The 16,707-nt window shown below is 67.5% G+C and carries 12 protein-coding genes; 3 read left to right on the top strand and 9 right to left on the bottom strand.

Annotated elements, in window-relative coordinates:
* Genes BN976_RS28285 through BN976_RS28260 form a run of 6 tightly spaced genes read right to left on the bottom strand, consistent with a single transcriptional unit; the run spans position 1 to position 6,663 of the window.
* Complete coding sequence (locus BN976_RS28285; protein WP_036376166.1) at positions 1-2,208, bottom strand: hypothetical protein; 2,208 nt, start codon at positions 2,206-2,208, stop codon at positions 1-3.
* On the bottom strand, positions 2,205-3,485 hold the full coding sequence (locus BN976_RS28280; protein ID WP_011779895.1) for a glycosyltransferase family 2 protein: 1,281 nt from the start codon (positions 3,483-3,485) through the stop codon (positions 2,205-2,207). The genes BN976_RS28285 and BN976_RS28280 overlap by 4 nt, the downstream gene beginning before the upstream one ends.
* Positions 3,482-4,264, bottom strand: a complete 783-nt coding sequence (locus BN976_RS28275; protein WP_036376301.1) for a glycoside hydrolase family 16 protein — start codon at positions 4,262-4,264, stop codon at positions 3,482-3,484. Before BN976_RS28275 ends, BN976_RS28280 begins: the two co-directional genes overlap by 4 nt.
* Before the next feature lie 44 nt (positions 4,265-4,308).
* Complete coding sequence (locus BN976_RS28270) at positions 4,309-4,965, bottom strand: hypothetical protein (protein WP_036376164.1); 657 nt, start codon at positions 4,963-4,965, stop codon at positions 4,309-4,311.
* A gap of 4 nt (positions 4,966-4,969) precedes the next feature.
* On the bottom strand, positions 4,970-5,923 hold the full coding sequence (locus BN976_RS28265; RefSeq protein ID WP_036376299.1) for a glycosyltransferase family 2 protein: 954 nt from the start codon (positions 5,921-5,923) through the stop codon (positions 4,970-4,972).
* A complete protein-coding gene (locus BN976_RS28260) occupies positions 5,920-6,663 on the bottom strand; it encodes a glycosyltransferase family 2 protein (RefSeq protein ID WP_235622163.1) in 744 nt (247 codons plus the stop codon). The genes BN976_RS28265 and BN976_RS28260 overlap by 4 nt, the downstream gene beginning before the upstream one ends.
* A 413-nt stretch (positions 6,664-7,076) precedes the next feature.
* On the opposite strand from BN976_RS28260, the gene BN976_RS28255 reads away from it, so the two are divergent.
* A complete protein-coding gene (locus BN976_RS28255) occupies positions 7,077-10,907 on the top strand; it encodes an alpha/beta fold hydrolase (RefSeq protein ID WP_235622159.1) in 3,831 nt (1,276 codons plus the stop codon).
* Here the strand turns inward: BN976_RS28255 and BN976_RS28250 are convergent.
* Together BN976_RS28250 and BN976_RS28245 are read right to left on the bottom strand one after the other, a co-directional pair.
* Positions 10,898-11,872, bottom strand: coding sequence for an endonuclease/exonuclease/phosphatase family protein (locus tag BN976_RS28250; protein WP_235622156.1), 975 nt, complete (start codon positions 11,870-11,872; stop codon positions 10,898-10,900). The two genes, BN976_RS28255 and BN976_RS28250, sit on opposite strands and share 10 nt — an antisense overlap.
* 91 nt (positions 11,873-11,963) lie before the next feature.
* On the bottom strand, positions 11,964-12,827 hold the full coding sequence (locus BN976_RS28245; RefSeq protein ID WP_051558588.1) for a sugar phosphate isomerase/epimerase family protein: 864 nt from the start codon (positions 12,825-12,827) through the stop codon (positions 11,964-11,966).
* A 94-nt stretch (positions 12,828-12,921) separates the two neighbouring features.
* Between BN976_RS28245 and BN976_RS28240 the strand changes: the two genes are divergently transcribed.
* A complete protein-coding gene (locus BN976_RS28240) occupies positions 12,922-13,851 on the top strand; it encodes an alpha/beta hydrolase (RefSeq protein WP_036376158.1) in 930 nt (309 codons plus the stop codon).
* Positions 13,852-13,915: 64 nt separating this feature from the next.
* Complete coding sequence (locus tag BN976_RS28235) at positions 13,916-15,412, top strand: flavin-containing monooxygenase (protein WP_036376156.1); 1,497 nt, start codon at positions 13,916-13,918, stop codon at positions 15,410-15,412.
* Here BN976_RS28235 and metK read toward each other — a convergent pair.
* Positions 15,409-16,617, bottom strand: coding sequence for a methionine adenosyltransferase (gene metK, locus BN976_RS28230; RefSeq protein WP_011779885.1), 1,209 nt, complete (start codon positions 16,615-16,617; stop codon positions 15,409-15,411). The genes BN976_RS28235 and metK overlap by 4 nt on opposite strands.
* Positions 16,618-16,707 lie beyond the last annotated feature (90 nt).

Raw genomic sequence — 16,707 nt, 5'->3', positions numbered from 1 at the left:
TCATCCGCTTCTGTCAGCGGTGGTCTGCGCAGGCACGTCCCATTCATGTGCGGTGCGGAACACGACCGTCTCGCCGTCTTCGTAGAACACCGTCCAGTTCGGCGATCGGCGCAGCGCGTCCTTCACGATGTCGACGGCCTCGGGCCGGAAGTCGCCGTAGTAACGCACTGCCTTGGTGGACTGCTCGCTGAAGAGCACGTAGGCCCGGAACGCATCATATTGCGCATAGTCGTCGAGAGTCTTGATGTCTTGCGGCGTCGGGAATTGCGCCTTCAGCTGGGGAAGATCGGGATCCAGACCATCCCACAGGTCATAGCCGATCGTCGCGTCGAAGAACGGATTATGCAGCGTCACTTCGGCATAACTGGCGTTGAGCCGGGTCGGCATACCGCCCAACCGCAGCGTCACCAGCCGGGTCCGCACGTCGGCGCCGTCGGTGATGCGATCCATCAACTCGACCTGTTCCCGCGTTTCGTAGATCATCGGCCACAACGCCACATACCCGTGCAACCCGGCAACCGATGCCGCCGTCAGACCGGCGATCGCCGCGGCTTTGGCCGGCGCGCGCCGCACCCCCGAGGCGACACCGTCCACGGCGGCGATCAACGCGGGGGCGATCAGCAGCGCACAGCCGAGCAATGCGTACATGTAGACCCGAAAGATCGCCTCGCCTCCGTAGCTCTGCCCGAACAGCAGACCAAAGGAACTGAAGGCGAGGATTCCCAGCGCGAACACCGGACGCTTCCGTCGCCAGCGCCAGACGGCACAACCGAAAGCGGTGAGGATCACGACAATCGACAGGCTACGCACCACCGCCGACGTGAAATCCTTGGCGGGCAGCCCCGACGTCAGCACATTGCTCGCAGCATTGTCGATCGGACTTCCACCGGACAACAGCCCGTACGGCAGCACCGCTTCCAGATTGAGCAGCAGATAGCCGAGCGCAATCGCGGCCATCGCGAACGCCACCCACCTCGGTCGGGCACGTTTGAAGCCGCACAGCAGAAACGCGACCCCCACCACCCAGAACGGCGTCAGCTGATGGGTGGGCACCATCGCCGCGAACACCACGATGCCCAGGATCCCGCTCGCCTTGCTGCGCGGAGACGCCAGCAGCAGCCCCAACAGCCCGAAGCCCAGCACCAAAGCCCATGCCTGCGGTGCGAAATAGTCCTGTCCCACCCAGTTGACGACCTCGACGATGAACGCCGCGGCGAGCGCGGTCCGGCGGGACTGACCGACGATCCGGGCCGCGCTGTACACGGTCAACGCGATGAGCACGTGGATGACCGGGGTGAAGTAGTGCGCGGCGGTGATGGCGGGCAGTCCGGTCGTCTCACAGAACCATGCCCAGACCGCGAAGAACGCCGTCCACTGCGCGTAGATGTCGGTGCCGTCGGGCATTATCCGGTCGTGCACCATGAGGTAGTCGACGACCGCCAGATGCTTGTACGTCCAGTCCCACAGCGGGACCTCGGTGGCGGCGACGGTGGTCACCCGCGCGACGATGATCGCTGCTGCGATGGCCGTCGCTGCCGGAAGTAGTTTCCTGTCGCGCACCGCGACCAGGAACGCCCAACTGCACAGCGCGATGGACACCGCCAGCAACGGGCCGCTGCCGGAGAACAGCAGACCGTAGTAGCTGGCGTCCACCCCCGGCAGACCAGGCACCGCGGCCAGCCAGATCGCCACCGCAAGACCGCTCAGCAGCAACGAGAGCTGGCGGCGCACAACGGATCTGTCCTGCATGGCCGGTAGTGGTGCCGCCGATCGCCAGTGCCACCGGTGCGCCATCGCCAGCACACTGGTGCGGTTGCGGTGATACCAGTACGCGCTGCTGCCGGCGACCGCCACCACCTGTGTCCAGAGTATGTCGGGCGGGCTCCACCGGTAGGACCACATCGCGGTGATGGTGACGAGAGTGACGACGGCCATGCCCAGCACCGGCACGCCCGACACCAGCGCCCGGCGCGGAATCCGCACCCACGTCAACACTGCGGCGCCGGGACCGATCAGGATGAACACCACCAGGCTCACCGCGCGCACGGCACTGGGTAGGCCCGTCATCGCAATCACACCCGCCGCCGCACCGACGACGGCGAGATCGGCCATCCGCAGCGGCATCACGGGCAGGCGGCGCGGCGGCACGGGTTCGCCCACCGCGGTAGGGGCGGACCTGGCGGTTGTCGGTTCCATCGTCGCCGTCATCGAAGGACCGTCGACGGCACTCTGCCGGAGATGCTTCTCCTACCGCGCCACAGCGCTTTCGGACCTGCAAGGACCGCCAGCACCTCGGTGCGCCCCACCGATGAAGGCAGGTCGTCGCGAAAATTGGGCAGGCTGCTGGGCATGGCCATGATGGCGCCGTAGTCCGCCCCGGCCCGCAGCGACGAGCGGAACCGCCGGCGGAGCACCCGCATCGCCAGCCGTCGATTCGAATGCTCCATTCCGACCTTGGTCAGCCAGGCACCAAGGCCGACACCATATCCGCGAACCTGACTGAGTAGGGCCTCGTTGTCGCTGCGGTGGCGGTGCCAGACGATCGCCGACGGTTCGGCGGCAATCGTGTCCCCTGCGGTCACCACGCGGAAGAAGAGATCGAGGTCTTCGCCGCCCCGGGCCGCGGTTCCTGCGCCCAATGCCTCGTCGAAACCACCGATTCCCAAGATGCGGTCCCGGTTGACCGCGAAGTTGGCGCCGGCTCCGATCCGGCCCACCTGGAACGGGAACAGCGGCAGATCCTCGGGCGGCTCGGCCATGCTGAACAGCCGGGGGCGCAGTGACCCGGCCCAGGAAACCCGCTGATCGAAATACGCCTGCGCCGGTGTGCGGAGCTCTCCGCTGGGAATCAGACCCGCCACGCAGGTGACGCGCGGCGCCCGGGCGAAGCCGCGAGCCAGCCCGCGCAGCCACTGGCGGTCCACGACCACATCGTCGTCGGTGAAGGCTACGACCGGGTGCGCGGCGTGGCGCAGGCCGGTGTTCCTGGCCGTGGACAGCCCGGGAATCGGCTCGGCAACGCGGCGCACGCGGGCGTCACCAAGTTGCGCGACGACCCCGGCGGTGGCATCAGTTCGCGCGGCGTTGTCCACCACAACCACTTCGAACTCGGGATAGTCGAGCGACAGAATCGATTTCAGCGCATCTGCCAGCTGATCGGGCCTGTCTCGGGTGCAGAGAACCACCGAGATCGGCATCAGTCGCGCCGGCTGACCGGCGTCCAGGTCCTCGGGCAGCGGGCAGGCCGGCAGGCGTATCAGGGCATCGCGGACAGGCACCTCGACGAAGGCGACGGGCTGGCCCTGATGGCGCACCAGAACGCGGGCGTGGTGGTATCCGTCAGCGTGACGCGCGACGAACTCCATGCCGCCGTCGGCGTCGGATGCGCAGTTGTCGAGATCGATCAGTCCGATCCAGCGCGCCTTCGACCACGTCGGCCGGGCCTGTGGCGGCATCGCTGGGTCGAGCACATGGGACAGCTTCACCGCTCCGTCACCCTCACCCAGTCCACCAGCATTCGGGAGGGATTCGGCGTCGTGGCGTCCGGTGGCCCCGGCCAGTTGCCGCCGACGGCAAGGTTCAGCAGCAGGAAGAACGGCGCGTCGAACACCCAGGTGCTTTCCGGAGCCAGATCCGCGGGGGTGACGCTGAACAAGGTCACATCATCGACACCGGTGACGATCCGCCCGGGGGCCTTGTCGACCCAGTAGGTGCGAAACTCGCCGGCGAGCGGGAACGGAACGGGACCTGCTGCCGAAACCTCCTGCCCCCTGGGCGATCCTGCACGGGGAGCGTGCACCCCGGTGTGGTACTCGTCGGCGAGGTTGAGGGTCTCGATGACGTCGATCTCACCGGCGGCGGGCCAACCGACGCGGTCGACGTCGCTGCCCAACAGCCAGAAGGCCGGATGCAGGCCGACACCGGCCGGCAGGGCGATGCGCGCCTCCGCGCGGCCGTTGGTGAGTTCGACGGCTGCCTTGGTGGTGGCCCGGGCCGAGGTGATGTTGCTTCCGTCGGCATCACCGCGCGCGACGATGGCGAGATGACCGGCTCCGTCGAGGCTGACATTGGCGGGGTCGCTGGTGTAGACCTGCCATTCGTTGTTACCCCAGCCCCCGCCGCCGGTGTCGAACCGCCACTGCGCGGAGGGGCGGGCACCCGCGGGACCGTCGAACTCGTCACTGAAGACGACCCGGGGACCAGCCGGCTGTGCCCTGCCGACGGTTTCCGGCAGGGCACAGCCGCACAGGGCGAGCACACACATCACGCCACCGAGACGGCGCAACTGACGCCGCAATGTATTGCTCCTCAACGCACGTCCTCGGCAAGTTCGATCGCTGCGACCTTCTGTGACCGCATGCCGGCTGCGCCCAGGGCGATGACAGCGACCAGGATGCCGTAGATGGCCATTCGCTGCGCGCCACCGGAGCCGAAGATCTGTTGCTCACCAACGAAACTGAGGACGCCGACGATGCTGACGAGACCGCTGAACACAGCGATGCCGCGTCGCTCACCGGACATCTTCGATGTCGAACTCACCGCGATGAGCAGCACGCTGATCGAACCCAACGTCACGAAGGAGGCGGTCGCGGTGAGGTTCCACGCATAGTCCACGTTCTGGGTGATCACACCGGAGCACGCCAGCCCGAGTCCCGCGACCAGCAGCAGGACGGCGTGACTGCGGCCGGTGACACGCTGCGCGACGAAGCCGGCGGCGACGAACGCCACCGCCAGCCCGGTCGCCAGAAGCGCGACGTTCATCGCGCGGTACAGATCGCTGCACGGCCAGTTACCTTCCGGTCCGCAGAAAGCGATTCCAAGCAGGCCCACCCGGTCATCGCGATACGCGTAGTAGCCCCGCCACGAAGCCGACACCACCCACTCGGTCGCGAAATAGATGAGCGGCACCAACGCAACCCAGCCGGTGATCCGACCGTCGTGCAACCAGCTGGCAATCCTCGTCAAGTTGTCATCCCCCGTGTGAAGAGTTCTGGATCAGACCAAGGAGGTATCCCACCGTGGTGACCGTCAAGCCGATCGGCAATGCCAGCATCCGCAAAGGGTGCCGCCGCGCATGCCACATCCCCGACGGCAGGATCCGCGTGGTGTAGGCGCGCTCGCTCTCCAGGGACGAGCGCTGACCACACAGCCGGGTCAGAACGGCTTTGCTCCGTCCTTCGTGGAAACAACGACGCACAAAGTAGGACAACGTGCTTCGCTCCCGTGTCACCGCATGTGACACTGCGAACGCAGTGCGCCGCAGGATTCGGGCCTGCGGGTCGCGCCGGCGCAGCGCGATACCCATCAGCGTCTCCTCGCATCCGGTCGGCAGTGCCCCGATGCGCCCGAGGCGGTCGGAGAAGCCGCCGATCTCGATGAGTTCGGCCCGCCTCACCGCCATTGCCGCACCGATCGGGTTGCGAATCTCGTCACCGTCGGGGGGCAATCCGCGATAGTCGCAACCGACCACCCACCCGAACTCCGGCGGAAACCATGACGGCGCCGAACCGCAGTGCCAGTCCGGATGAACTGCGCCACCGAGCGCTACGACGGTGGGGTCGGCGAAGGCGTTGCGAACGCCGTCGAGAGCGGCGCATCTCAGCATCGCATCGTCGTCGAGAAAGACCACCACGTTTCCGGAAGCCGCGCGCAGGCCGGAGTTTCGCGCGCCCGACAGGCCTCGCCGGTGGGTGTTCGCCATGACGGTCACCCGTTGCCGGTAGCTTGCCGTGAGGTCGTGGAGCAGCAGCTCGTTTCCGTCGACGACGACGATCAGTTCATCGCGATCGTCCAACTGCGCGAGGGCGGCAGTGACCGCAGCGGCCAGGCCGGCACGACGATCGGCCGTGTAGCAGCAGATCACCACGCTGATCGAGATCGCAGTGGTGAGCGGTTCGCTGCCGGGAGGTGCAGACGTCGTCATGGCGACCATCCGGCGCCGACGACGGCGTGCGCCGCCGCGCGATGCTTGCGCTGTTCGCGACGAATGGTACGAAGCACGCGCAACCCGTCGGTGACCGCATTAAGATTGCTGCGACCGTAGATTCGCCTGCCTTCGAAGCTGTTGACCTCACGGATCAACCAGCCGCTGCGGGCGGCGCGAACGTTGATGACCGTCTCGATCTCAAAGCCGTCACCCCACTGCGGCGCAGTCAGGTCGGTGGCGGGGAGGTCCAGGCACTCGAGATTTCGCCGCCAAAACGCGTTGTAGCCGTAGCACAGATCGCTGAATTCGGTACCGAATAAGCAGTTCACCAACCAGTTCAGGCCCAGATTCCCGATCCGGCGGAAGCTGGTGATGTCGTCACTGCCGCCGTCACCGCGAAACCGAGTGCCCTTGGCGAGATCGGCCCCGCCGAGCAACGCGTCGACGAACCGCGGAATCTCTGCGGGATCGGTCGAGCCGTCACCGTCGATCATCACGATGATGTCGCCGGTGGCGGCGCGGAAGCCGCACGCCAGCGCATTCCCCTTGCCCTTTCGAGTCTGCTCGATAACGGTGGCATGAGGCCAGAGTTCACGTGCGACATCGGCGGTGCCGTCACTGGATCCGCCGTCGATGACCACGATTTCGTCGACGGGCGGCATCCGCTCCGCGACGTGCGGCAGATTGCGGGCCTCGTTGCGGGTGGGTAGCACCACGGTGACACTGGCCCGCCGCATCCCCACCGAGGCCACATCGCGTACAGCGCCCGCACCGACAGCCTTCAAAAAGGCATCGATGTTTGCTCTGACGCACGCACCCGAACCTGGCGCAATCTCGGTCACGTAACGAAACTCCTTGATAGATAGCGACTCAACGACGCGATTCGGCTGAACGGATGCCATTTTCAGGCATAGCCACATCAAGCCTGTGAATTAACTGAAAGTCACCATAGCGGGACAGATGAGTAAATTGACGCCTACCTCGCACGGTATGACGAGGCTCACAACTTTGGCTAGCCTAACCACACTTTGTTGGACTTAGTATCGTCTTCGCGTGTACATCGAGCGCCCACACCCCGAGGAACTTCATGCCCATGCCAGGCCACAAGTCGGGCCCCGGCAGCCAGCAAACCGATTGCCAGGCTTCTGAATTGGTTGATGCTACGCAGGCCGGCCGCGACAGCAGCGGTGCGCGCGTACTCGCCAACGGCCGCGCGCTGGGCATCGACATCGTCGCCGTCATGACATCGAGCGCGGCGACGGGCATCCTGGGGTTCGCCTTCTGGACCGCGGCCGCCCGTGGTTACGACACCGCCGAGGTCGGCCGCGCGTCCGCGATCATCTCCTCGGCAACGCTGATCGCGATTCTGGCGAACCTCAGCCTGGGCAGCCTCTACGAGAGATTCCTTCCACTGGCCGGTGCCAGCACCCAACGACTGGTGCGGTCGGGCACCTCGATCGTGATGTGTATTGCGCTGCTCTTCGGAGTGGCGTTTCTGTTCTTCGGACCGCGCGAGGCGCTGTTTCCGGCTGTTCTTGAGCTGACCCTCTTCCCGGTGGCCGTCGTGATACTCGCCGTCTACGCGCTGCAGGACCAGGTCCTCATCGGACTCAGCCGCGCCCGCACGATTGCGATCAAGAACATCGGGCAGTCGGCGGCCAAGCTGATCGCCGTCGTCGCGCTCATCCCGGTCGCCACAGGTGCTGCGATCGTCTGGTCGTGGGTGCTGCCCGCAGCGTTCATCACCGCGACCATCGGGTTCCTGGTGATCAGGCGAGAGTCGCGGCGCCGCACCGGCGCACCCGCACTGCCCGCCCGTCGCGAACTCTTCCACTTCTTCGCCAGTTCGTACGCGATCAACGCCGTCGACGTGACCGTGCCGCTACTGGTGCCGCTCATTGTGGTCGCTCAACTCGGCACCGAGATGAACGCCTACTTCTCGATGTGCTGGCTGGTGGTCAACACACTCGGCGTCCTGGTCGGGGCGACCGCCGCTCCTTTCATCGCCGCAGCATCCACGCCGGGGGCTGACCTTCGTTCGTGCACAAAGCGATTCGTTCTGTTGTGTGGGGGCGCGGCGACGGCCGGGTGCGTGGCGCTGCTGGTCGCCGCACCGTTGCTCCTCGGCATCCTGGGTCCGGGCTACGCCGAAAACGGTACCGTGCTCATCCGCCTGATGGCGCTCACTCTGCCCGCCGTGGGCCTGATGACGATCTTCACCGCACTGGCACGGCTGCAGCGCCGACTGCGCCTGGCGGTGGCCTCGCAGATCGTGCTCGGGATCGTGGTGGTCACCGGGACCATCCTTACGACGCCACGATGGGGCATCGACGGCATCGGTTACACCTATCTCGCCGCCGAGGCGATCTGCACCCTCATTCTGGTCGGCCCCACCGTCGCGCTGTTCCGCAGGGCTGTCGCGACGCCCACCGGACGGACACTGGACGCGCCGGCCCCCGTGGCCGTGAGCAGACCCGACTCATCGCCGTACGGCGAAATCGAATACGACTCGGTCACCCACCGGTTCCACGAGGTGGCCTGCGCGCGCTCACCGCACGTGGCGCTGCGCGCCGGTGAACTGTCGGTCACCTACGGTGAGTTGCACGCCGGCGCCGACCGGTGGACAGCGGCGCTACTGGCGCGCCCCGATTCCGGCGCCGCGGTGGCGCTCGTCGGTGACCTCACCCCGGACACCGCCGCGGTGATCCTCGGCAGTTTCGCCGCGGGCGCCCCGCTGGTGCCGTTGGACACCAGCCTTCCGCGCGACCGCGTGACGCACATCCTCGCGGCGCTCACCGAGCGGGGCCACCGCGTCGGTACCGTCGTTGTCAGCGGCCGCCAGGCGGAACTCGCCGAGCCCGGCGGCACCGGCGCGGTGTGGCCGGCCGAAGGCCCCCCCGCGCCACCGGCAGTCCCGGCTGACAGGCCCGCGCTCGGGCTGCAGAGCGTGACGAGCATCCAGTTCACCTCCGGGTCGTCCGGCGTGCCCAAGGCAGTCCTGCACGTCCACGGCACTTGGCTCAGCGACTGGATACTGCACCGTGACCGGTTCGGCATCGTCGAAGGCAGCGTCGTCGCCCTCTGTATGCCGGTAAGTTTCGCGGCCGGACTCAACGTCCTGATCGGAGCACTACTGTCCGGGGCGGAGATCATCGCCATCGATCCGCGTGACTGCACGCCCGCGGCGGCGATGGAGCGTTTGACCACGGTCGACATCGTGATGTGCACGCCGTCGTTCCTGCAAGCGCTCACCGACAGCGCGGGCGGGCGCATCCTCGATAATGTCAAGCGGATCGTCACCACCGGAGAACCGGTGTACAGCAACGTTCTTCGCCGCGCCCGCCAGTTGGCGCCGGATGCCGTGCTGACGAACTGGGTCGGTTCTTCGGAGACGCTGGGCATCGCCCACTTCGACATCTGGCCCGGTGATGACGTCCCGCCGGCGGTTGTTCCGGCCGGACTCGCTGTCCCGCACAAGCAACTCGACATCGACGACAGCGGACGGCTCACCGTGACCTCGCCGTACCTTGCCGCCGGCTACCTGAATCCGGCCGACGCCAGCACGGTCTTCGTCGAAAACCCGGACGGCAGCCGGACTTTCGTCTCCAACGACCGGGCCCGCTTCACGGAGTCCGGCGATCTGATGGTGGTGGGCCGCATGGACGCGGCGGTCAAGATCCGCGGCTACCTCGTCGAACCCGCCGAGGTCGAGGCGGCTCTGCTCGGATGCCCCGGCATCCGGGAGGCACTCGTCGTCGCCAGGCAGGACCGCGAGACCCCGGTGCTGGCGGCGTACGTGGCTCCCGCACCTGGGACGCGCAGCCCGGCGGTGGCCGACGTTCGCGCGCGACTTCACGGGCAGCTTCCGGCCTGGATGGTGCCGACACACATCGTGATGCTGCCCTCCCTGCCCCGTAACGAACGCGGAAAGGTCGACCGGCCGGCGCTGCCGGAACCCCAGCGCGGGCCGATCGTGGCTCCCGAACCGGGGCTGGAGACCGAGATCGCCACCGTCTGGGCAGAGGTGCTGTGCCTCGACGCCGTCGGACGCGACGAGAACTTCTATGCGCTGGGCGGAGATTCACTGAACGTGCAGCAGGTACTCAGCGCGGTCGGCTCCCGACGTGGCGTGCAGCTGGCGCCTTCCGACCTGGCCGCAGCACCGACGGTAGCCGAGTTCGCCGTGATGGTCGGCGCGCACCGGGACGGCGTGCAGGCGCCACGCTCGCACCGCCCGGCGCCGACGACCGTCCTGCTGCGCGCACCGTCAGACGACACCCGGGAGACGTTGTTCTGCTTCGCGGGTGCGGGAGCCTCCGCGTTGTCTTTCGCGCCGCTCGCCGGCCGGGTCGGCAACGACGTCGCCGTCGTCGCCTTCCAGGCACAGGGCCTGGAGAACCGTGCGTTCCCGGACTGGACGGTCGCGGCGGCGGCCCGCCGCCATCTCGGGGCGCTGCTGGCCCTGCAGAGTGAAGGCCCGTACACATTGATCGGCCATTCGCTGGGCGCGTTCATCGCCACCGAGGTGGCCAACCGGTTGCAGGCGCTCGGTCACCAGGTCGATCTCGTCGCCATGCTGGACCCATTCCTGCCCGCCCGGACCATACGCGCGGCCCGACAGGTCCTCCCGGACGCGACGTCGACCCTGCTCGAGCAGGCACCAGCCGATCGCCGCGTGCTGTGGCGCCGCAGGATCTGGCTGCCGTTTGCGGGCATCGCCGGTCGCACGCCCGCACAGAAGATCGAGCCGATGCGTGAGGTCGGGGTACGTGTCGGACGGCTGCACAAACCGCGTCCGTACGACGGGCGAACCCTTCTGGTGCTCAGCGCATTCAATCGCGATGACGAACGCGTGTGGCCGCAACTGCTCACCGGCGATCTCCAGATCGAGCGGGTCGATTGCGACCACGACTCCGTGATCCGTGATCCGCACGTCGAACGTGTCGTCGAACTGCTTGCGGCAGAACGTGTTCAGCGCTGACCCGGAGCGGGCAGCAGCACATCGCCGATCACACCGTGGTGGTCGGAGCCCGGGATCTCCACTCTTCGGAACGTTGAGGGCGTGACGCCACGGGTGAGGATCCGGTCTATTGCCAACACCGCGGGAACCCAGCTGTCGGCCGGGTAGGTCGCCACGATTCCGGAACCGAGGAATTCGGCGGCATCGACGAGCGATGCACCCTCCCGTGCGCCGGCATGAAGCAGGCTGCGGTACCGCTCGTGATCAAAGGTCGAATTGAAATCCGCACCAACGATCAACGGAAGCGGCTCGGCGGCAAGGGTTGCCGAGATCCGGTCGAGCTCCAAAGCCCAACGCCACGACGGCAGCGGATACGGCGGTTCGGGGTGCAGCGCATAAACTGCGACGGGTTTCGCGCCGGCGACGTTGATCGTGGCCCGCAGATTGTTGTGTTGCAGGTCGGGCAGTTTCGCCTCGTCGGTGAGCGGATAGCGGGAATAGATGCCCTCTCCCCCGCCGCCGCCTTTGGGCATCAGGTAGCTGTACGGCAGGGTCTGCCCGATGCCGGCAGCTGCCAATCGTTCGGCGGCCGGCGCGGTCAGCTCGGCGACCGTGAGCACATCGACACCCTCGCTGCGGGCGCGGCTGACCAGCGCGAGCACGTCAGCCTCGCCGAGCTTGATGTTGGCCTGCAACAAGCGTAGTCGCGCCGACGCAGCGTGGTGGGCCGGCGCCGCGTCGCCGATGTAGAGCGGTAATTCGGCGACCGATCCCGCCCCGACGACGAGCAACGCCGCGAGCGCCCCGTACCGGAGTCGGGCGGACACCAACATGAATACGGCCACCGCGGCCAGCACGATGCACAGTGGGGTGAACGAGGCCAACAGCGTCACGACGGTGCTGACCGGCCCGAAGAAGTGGGCCCCGACACCGACGCCGGACGCGAGCAGGGCGACCAGGCCGGCGGCACCGACCAACGTGCGCACGCGGCCTCGGGACCTGCCGCGCCGAAACAGCGGAACGTCCCCAGAACGGGCCGTCCTCACGACAGCGCAGCTGCGCCGCGCCGGGTCCGGTTCACGCCGACAACGGCAGGCGGGAAGCGTCGGCGCGACCGACCACCGCCCGTGCCGCGCGCAGCGCCGCGCGGGCACGGACCCCTGCCGGCGCAGGCCACTGGACCGGCGCCTCGATGCTCACCGGCACATCCGGCAGGACCCGCAACATGCCCGTCAGGTCGATGCCGCCTTCGCCCGGGAACAGTCGCGCGTTGCGGCCTTGGTATCGAAGTTCGTCGACGGCTGTGGGACGCGGCGAGAGACCGTCGCAGATCTGCACGTAGGAGATCCACTCCGAGGGCAACGCGTGCAGGTCATCCGGCGTTGCCAGTTCACGGTCATAGTGCAGGGCGTCGACCAGAACCCCAGCTCCGTCCTGACATCGCTGCAAGATGGCCGTCGCCTCGGCGAGGTTACGCACCTCGGTCCACGGCATCGGTTCAAGGTTGGGCCGGATTCCGAATTCCGCTGCGATATCGGCAAGTTCGGCGAGGTTGTCGGCCAGCCGGGAATGCTCCCGATCATTGCCGGTCACCAGCGCCTGAGTCGCCCCGAGATAGGCGGCGGTTTCGAGCACACCGCCGAAGTCGCGGCGGACATCGGTGTCGGGCCGCAACCGCAGGACCTCGACGTCGAGCACGAAAAGCCCGGTGTCGTCCAGTCTTCGGCGCGTCTCCCGAATCACCGGCGTCTGCCCGATGGTGGGGCGCACCGGTTCTTCGTCGGTCGCCCGGATCAGCCGGAGCCCGACGCCGTCGTAGCCGGCCTCGGCCGCGCACGCGACCAGTTCCGGCGGACTGAGTTCGAGCACCGTCAACGGGGCCAAAGTGACAGGGCGGGTGCCGCCGATGTCCTCTGCGGCCCGGCGTCGCGTCAATCTCACTGCGAATCCTCGTTTCGTCGACGGTTGTCGGTGGTGTGACGATGGTTGCCATTGTCGAGGAAGTGCCCGAACCGTGGGGCGCTACCCTGCCAGCATGACTGTCAACCCCGCCACACTCGACGCCGTCCTGCAGAAGGTGCTTGAAGCCGTTCCGTTCAAGTTGACCACCGAGGGTGGACCCGAGCCGGCCCGGCAGCGGTTCAAGGAGTTGCCCCGCAACGCGATCCTCCCCGAGGTCGCCGCGCAGGACCTCAGCATCGAAGGGCCCGCGGGTCCGGTCCCGGTGCGCGTCTACCGTCCGCCGTCAGACGAAGCGGCACCGCCCACCGTGGTGTTCATCCACGGTGGCGGGTGGACGGTCGGCGACCTCGACAGCTACGACGGGACGGCACGTCTGCACGCCGCAGGTGCGGGCGCTGTCGTGGTGTCGGTCGACTACCGGCTCGCGCCCGAGCATCCGTATCCGGCCGCCGTCGACGACGTCTGGGCCGCCACCCGGTGGGTGGCGGAGAACGCCGCCGAACTCGGCGCCGACCCGGACAGGCTGGCGGTGGCCGGTGACTCCGCGGGCGGCAACCTCGCCGCCGTGGTCGCCCAGTCCGCCCGCGACGCCGGTATCCCGTTGCGGTTCCAGCTGCTGTGGTATCCGTCGACGACCTTCGACACCTCGCTGCCGTCGTTCGTCGAGAACGCGCAGGCTCCGATCCTGGACCTCGCGGCGTGCAAGGGATTCACCCGGTGGTACATCGGCGAGACCGACCTGTCGGAGCCACCCGTCACGCTGGTGCCTGCACGGGGGAACCTCGCCGGACTGCCGCCGGCCTACATCGCGGTCGCCGGTCACGATCCGCTGCGTGACGACGGTCTGCGTTACGGGGAGCTGCTCACCGCGGCCGGGGTGCCGGTTGAGCTGCACCACGCGGAGTCGCTGGTGCACGGCTACCTCGGCTATGCGGGCATCGTGCCGGCCGCCACCGAGGCCACCGAGCGCGGGCTGGCCGCGCTGCGCGCCGCGCTGGCGTAGAACCGCCGAAGCCGGTGGACGCCGGCCGCTGCGGCGTTATCGTCGTCGGGGAGGTTTCCTGACGATGCATGAAGTTGAAACCGTTATCGTGGGCGCCGGCTTCTCCGGGATCGGTGCCGCCATCGGGCTGGACCGCGTCGGCATGTCCGACTACGTCGTCGTCGAAGCCGGTGACGAGCCCGGCGGCACGTGGTACTGGAACACCTATCCCGGTATCGCGGTGGACATCCCGTCGTTCTCCTATCAGTTCTCGTTCGAGCAGAGCAGCGCCTGGTCACGCACCTACGCGCACGGACACGAGCTCAAGACCTACGCCGAGCACTGCGTCGACAAGTACGGACTGCGACCCAGGATCCGATTTGCGACGACGGTGCGCAGCGCCGATTTCGATGAGGCTCAAGGCATTTGGCGACTCGCGCTGGACACCGCGGACGGGCCGGCCACCCTGAGCGCGCGGTTTCTGGTCAACGCCGGCGGCGTGCTGACCGTGCCGAAGCTGCCCGACATCGCGGGCGTGGACTCCTTCGCCGGTGTGACCATGCACACCGCTCGCTGGGACCACACCCAGGACCTGCGCGGCAAGCGCGTCGCGATCATCGGCACCGGCGCCTCCGCAGTGCAGGTGATCCCGGAGATCGCGCCGATCGTCGAACGGCTCACGGTCTTCCAGCGCACGCCGATCTGGTGTTTCCCGAAGTTCGACGTCCCGCTGTCCAAGACCGCGCAGACGATGATGCGATTGCCGTTCGGCAAGTCGCTGCAGCGTCTGATCAGTCAGGCTTTCGTGGAGTTGACGTTCCCGCTGGCGGCCCAGTACTTCACGGTCAACCCGATGGCCAAGCGGATGGGCGCGGTGGGCAGGGCATATCTGCGTAAGCAGGTCGACGACCCGGTGCTGCGGGACAAGCTCACACCGCGCTACGCCGTCGGCTGCAAACGCCCCGGCTTTCACAACACCTACCTGTCGACGTTCAATCGCGACAACGTCGACCTGGTGACCGAGCCCATCGACAAGATCACCGGATCGGGTGTGTCGACCACCGACGGCAGCCTGCACGAGGTGGACGTGCTGATCCTGGCCACCGGCTTCAAAGTGTTTGCGGCACACGACGGTGACGACTCGGTGGCCACGTTCCCGGTGACCGGCCCCGGCGGACGCTCACTGGCCCGGTTCTGGGACGACAACCGGTTACAGGCCTACGAGGGCGTCAGCGTTCCGGGCTTCCCGAACTTCTTCACCGTGTTCGGGCCGTACGGCTACGTCGGCTCGTCGTACTTCGCGCTGATCGAGGCGCAGACCCGCCACATCGTGCGCTGCCTCGATGCGGCACGGCGGCGGCGCGCCACCCGCGTCGAGGTGCGCCGGGAGGCCAACGACCGCTATTTCGCCGAGATGATGCGCAAGCGGCACCGCCAGATCTTCTGGCAGGACAGCTGCCAACTCTCCAACAGTTACTACTTCGACCAGCACGGCGACGTGCCGCTGCGGCCGGCCAGCACACCGGAGGCGTACTGGCGCAGCCGCCGCTTCCCGATCGACGACTACGAATTCAGCTGCTAGACGGCGGCCTTGAGGTCGTCGACCTTGTCGAGCTGCTCCCACGGCAGTTCGATGTCGGTGCGGCCGAAGTGGCCGTACGCCGCCGTCGGCGCGTAGATCGGACGGAGCAGATCCAGGTCGCGGACGATCGCGCCGGGGCGCAGGTCGAACACCTCGCCGATGGCCTTCTGGATCTTGACCGGATCCACGGTCTCCGAACCGAACGTCTCGACGAACAGCCCGACGGGCGCAGCCTTGCCGATCGCGTAGGCGACCTGGACCTCGACGCGCTGGGCCAGGCCGGCGGCGACGACGTTCTTGGCCACCCAGCGCATCGCGTACGCGGCCGAGCGGTCCACCTTGGACGGATCCTTGCCGGAGAAGGCGCCGCCGCCGTGACGGGCCCAGCCGCCGTAGGTGTCGACGATGATCTTGCGGCCGGTGAGACCGGCGTCGCCCATCGGCCCGCCCAACACGAACTTGCCGGTCGGATTGACCAGGATCCGCGGCGCGGAGGTGTCCAGCGTGTCATGCCCGAGCTCGGTGAGCACCGCGTCGATGACGTGCTGCTTGATCTCCGGGGCCAGCTGGCTCTCCAGGTCGATACCGTCCGCGTGCTGCGTGGAGAGCACCACGGTGTCCAGCCGCACCGGCGTGGTGCCGTCGTACTGCACGGTGACCTGCGTCTTGCCGTCCGGGCGCAGATAGTCCAGGGTGCCGTTCTTGCGCACCTCGGTCAGCTTGCGCGACAACCGGTGCGCCAGCGCGATCGGCAGCGGCATCAGCTCGGGGGTGTCGGCGATCGCATAGCCGAACATCAGCCCCTGATCGCCCGCACCCTGCGAGTCCAGCGGGTCGGCCGCCCCCTCGACGCGGGTCTCGTGCGCGGTGTCGACACCCTGCGCGATGTCGGGCGACTGCTTGCCGATGCCGATGTTCACCCCGCAGGTGAGGCCGTCGAAGCCCTTGTCGGAATGGTCGTAGCCGATCTCCAGGATCCGCTCGCGGACGGTGTTGGTGATGTCGGCGAACGCAGCCTTGGCCGTCGTCGTCACCTCGCCGACGACGTGCACCTGTCCCGTCGTCACCAGCGTCTCCACCGCGACGCGGGACTTCGGATCGTCGGCGAGCAGCGCGTCGAGTACCGAGTCGCTGATGGCGTCACAGATCTTGTCGGGGTGCCCCTCGGTCACCGACTCACTGGTAAACAGCCGAGCATCACTCACGTCCGATTCCTTCCACTCAAGCGAACCTGAGATAGTTAGTCAGTCAACTTATACCGCGAACGGCCACACCGGTGCGGGCGCCCCCAAGCA

It is taken from the genome of Mycolicibacterium austroafricanum (assembly GCF_000612725.1).
Taxonomy (GTDB): domain Bacteria; phylum Actinomycetota; class Actinomycetes; order Mycobacteriales; family Mycobacteriaceae; genus Mycobacterium; species Mycobacterium austroafricanum.
The sequence above is the reverse complement of the archived record's forward strand: the minus strand, read 5'-3'. Positions and strand labels throughout refer to the sequence as shown.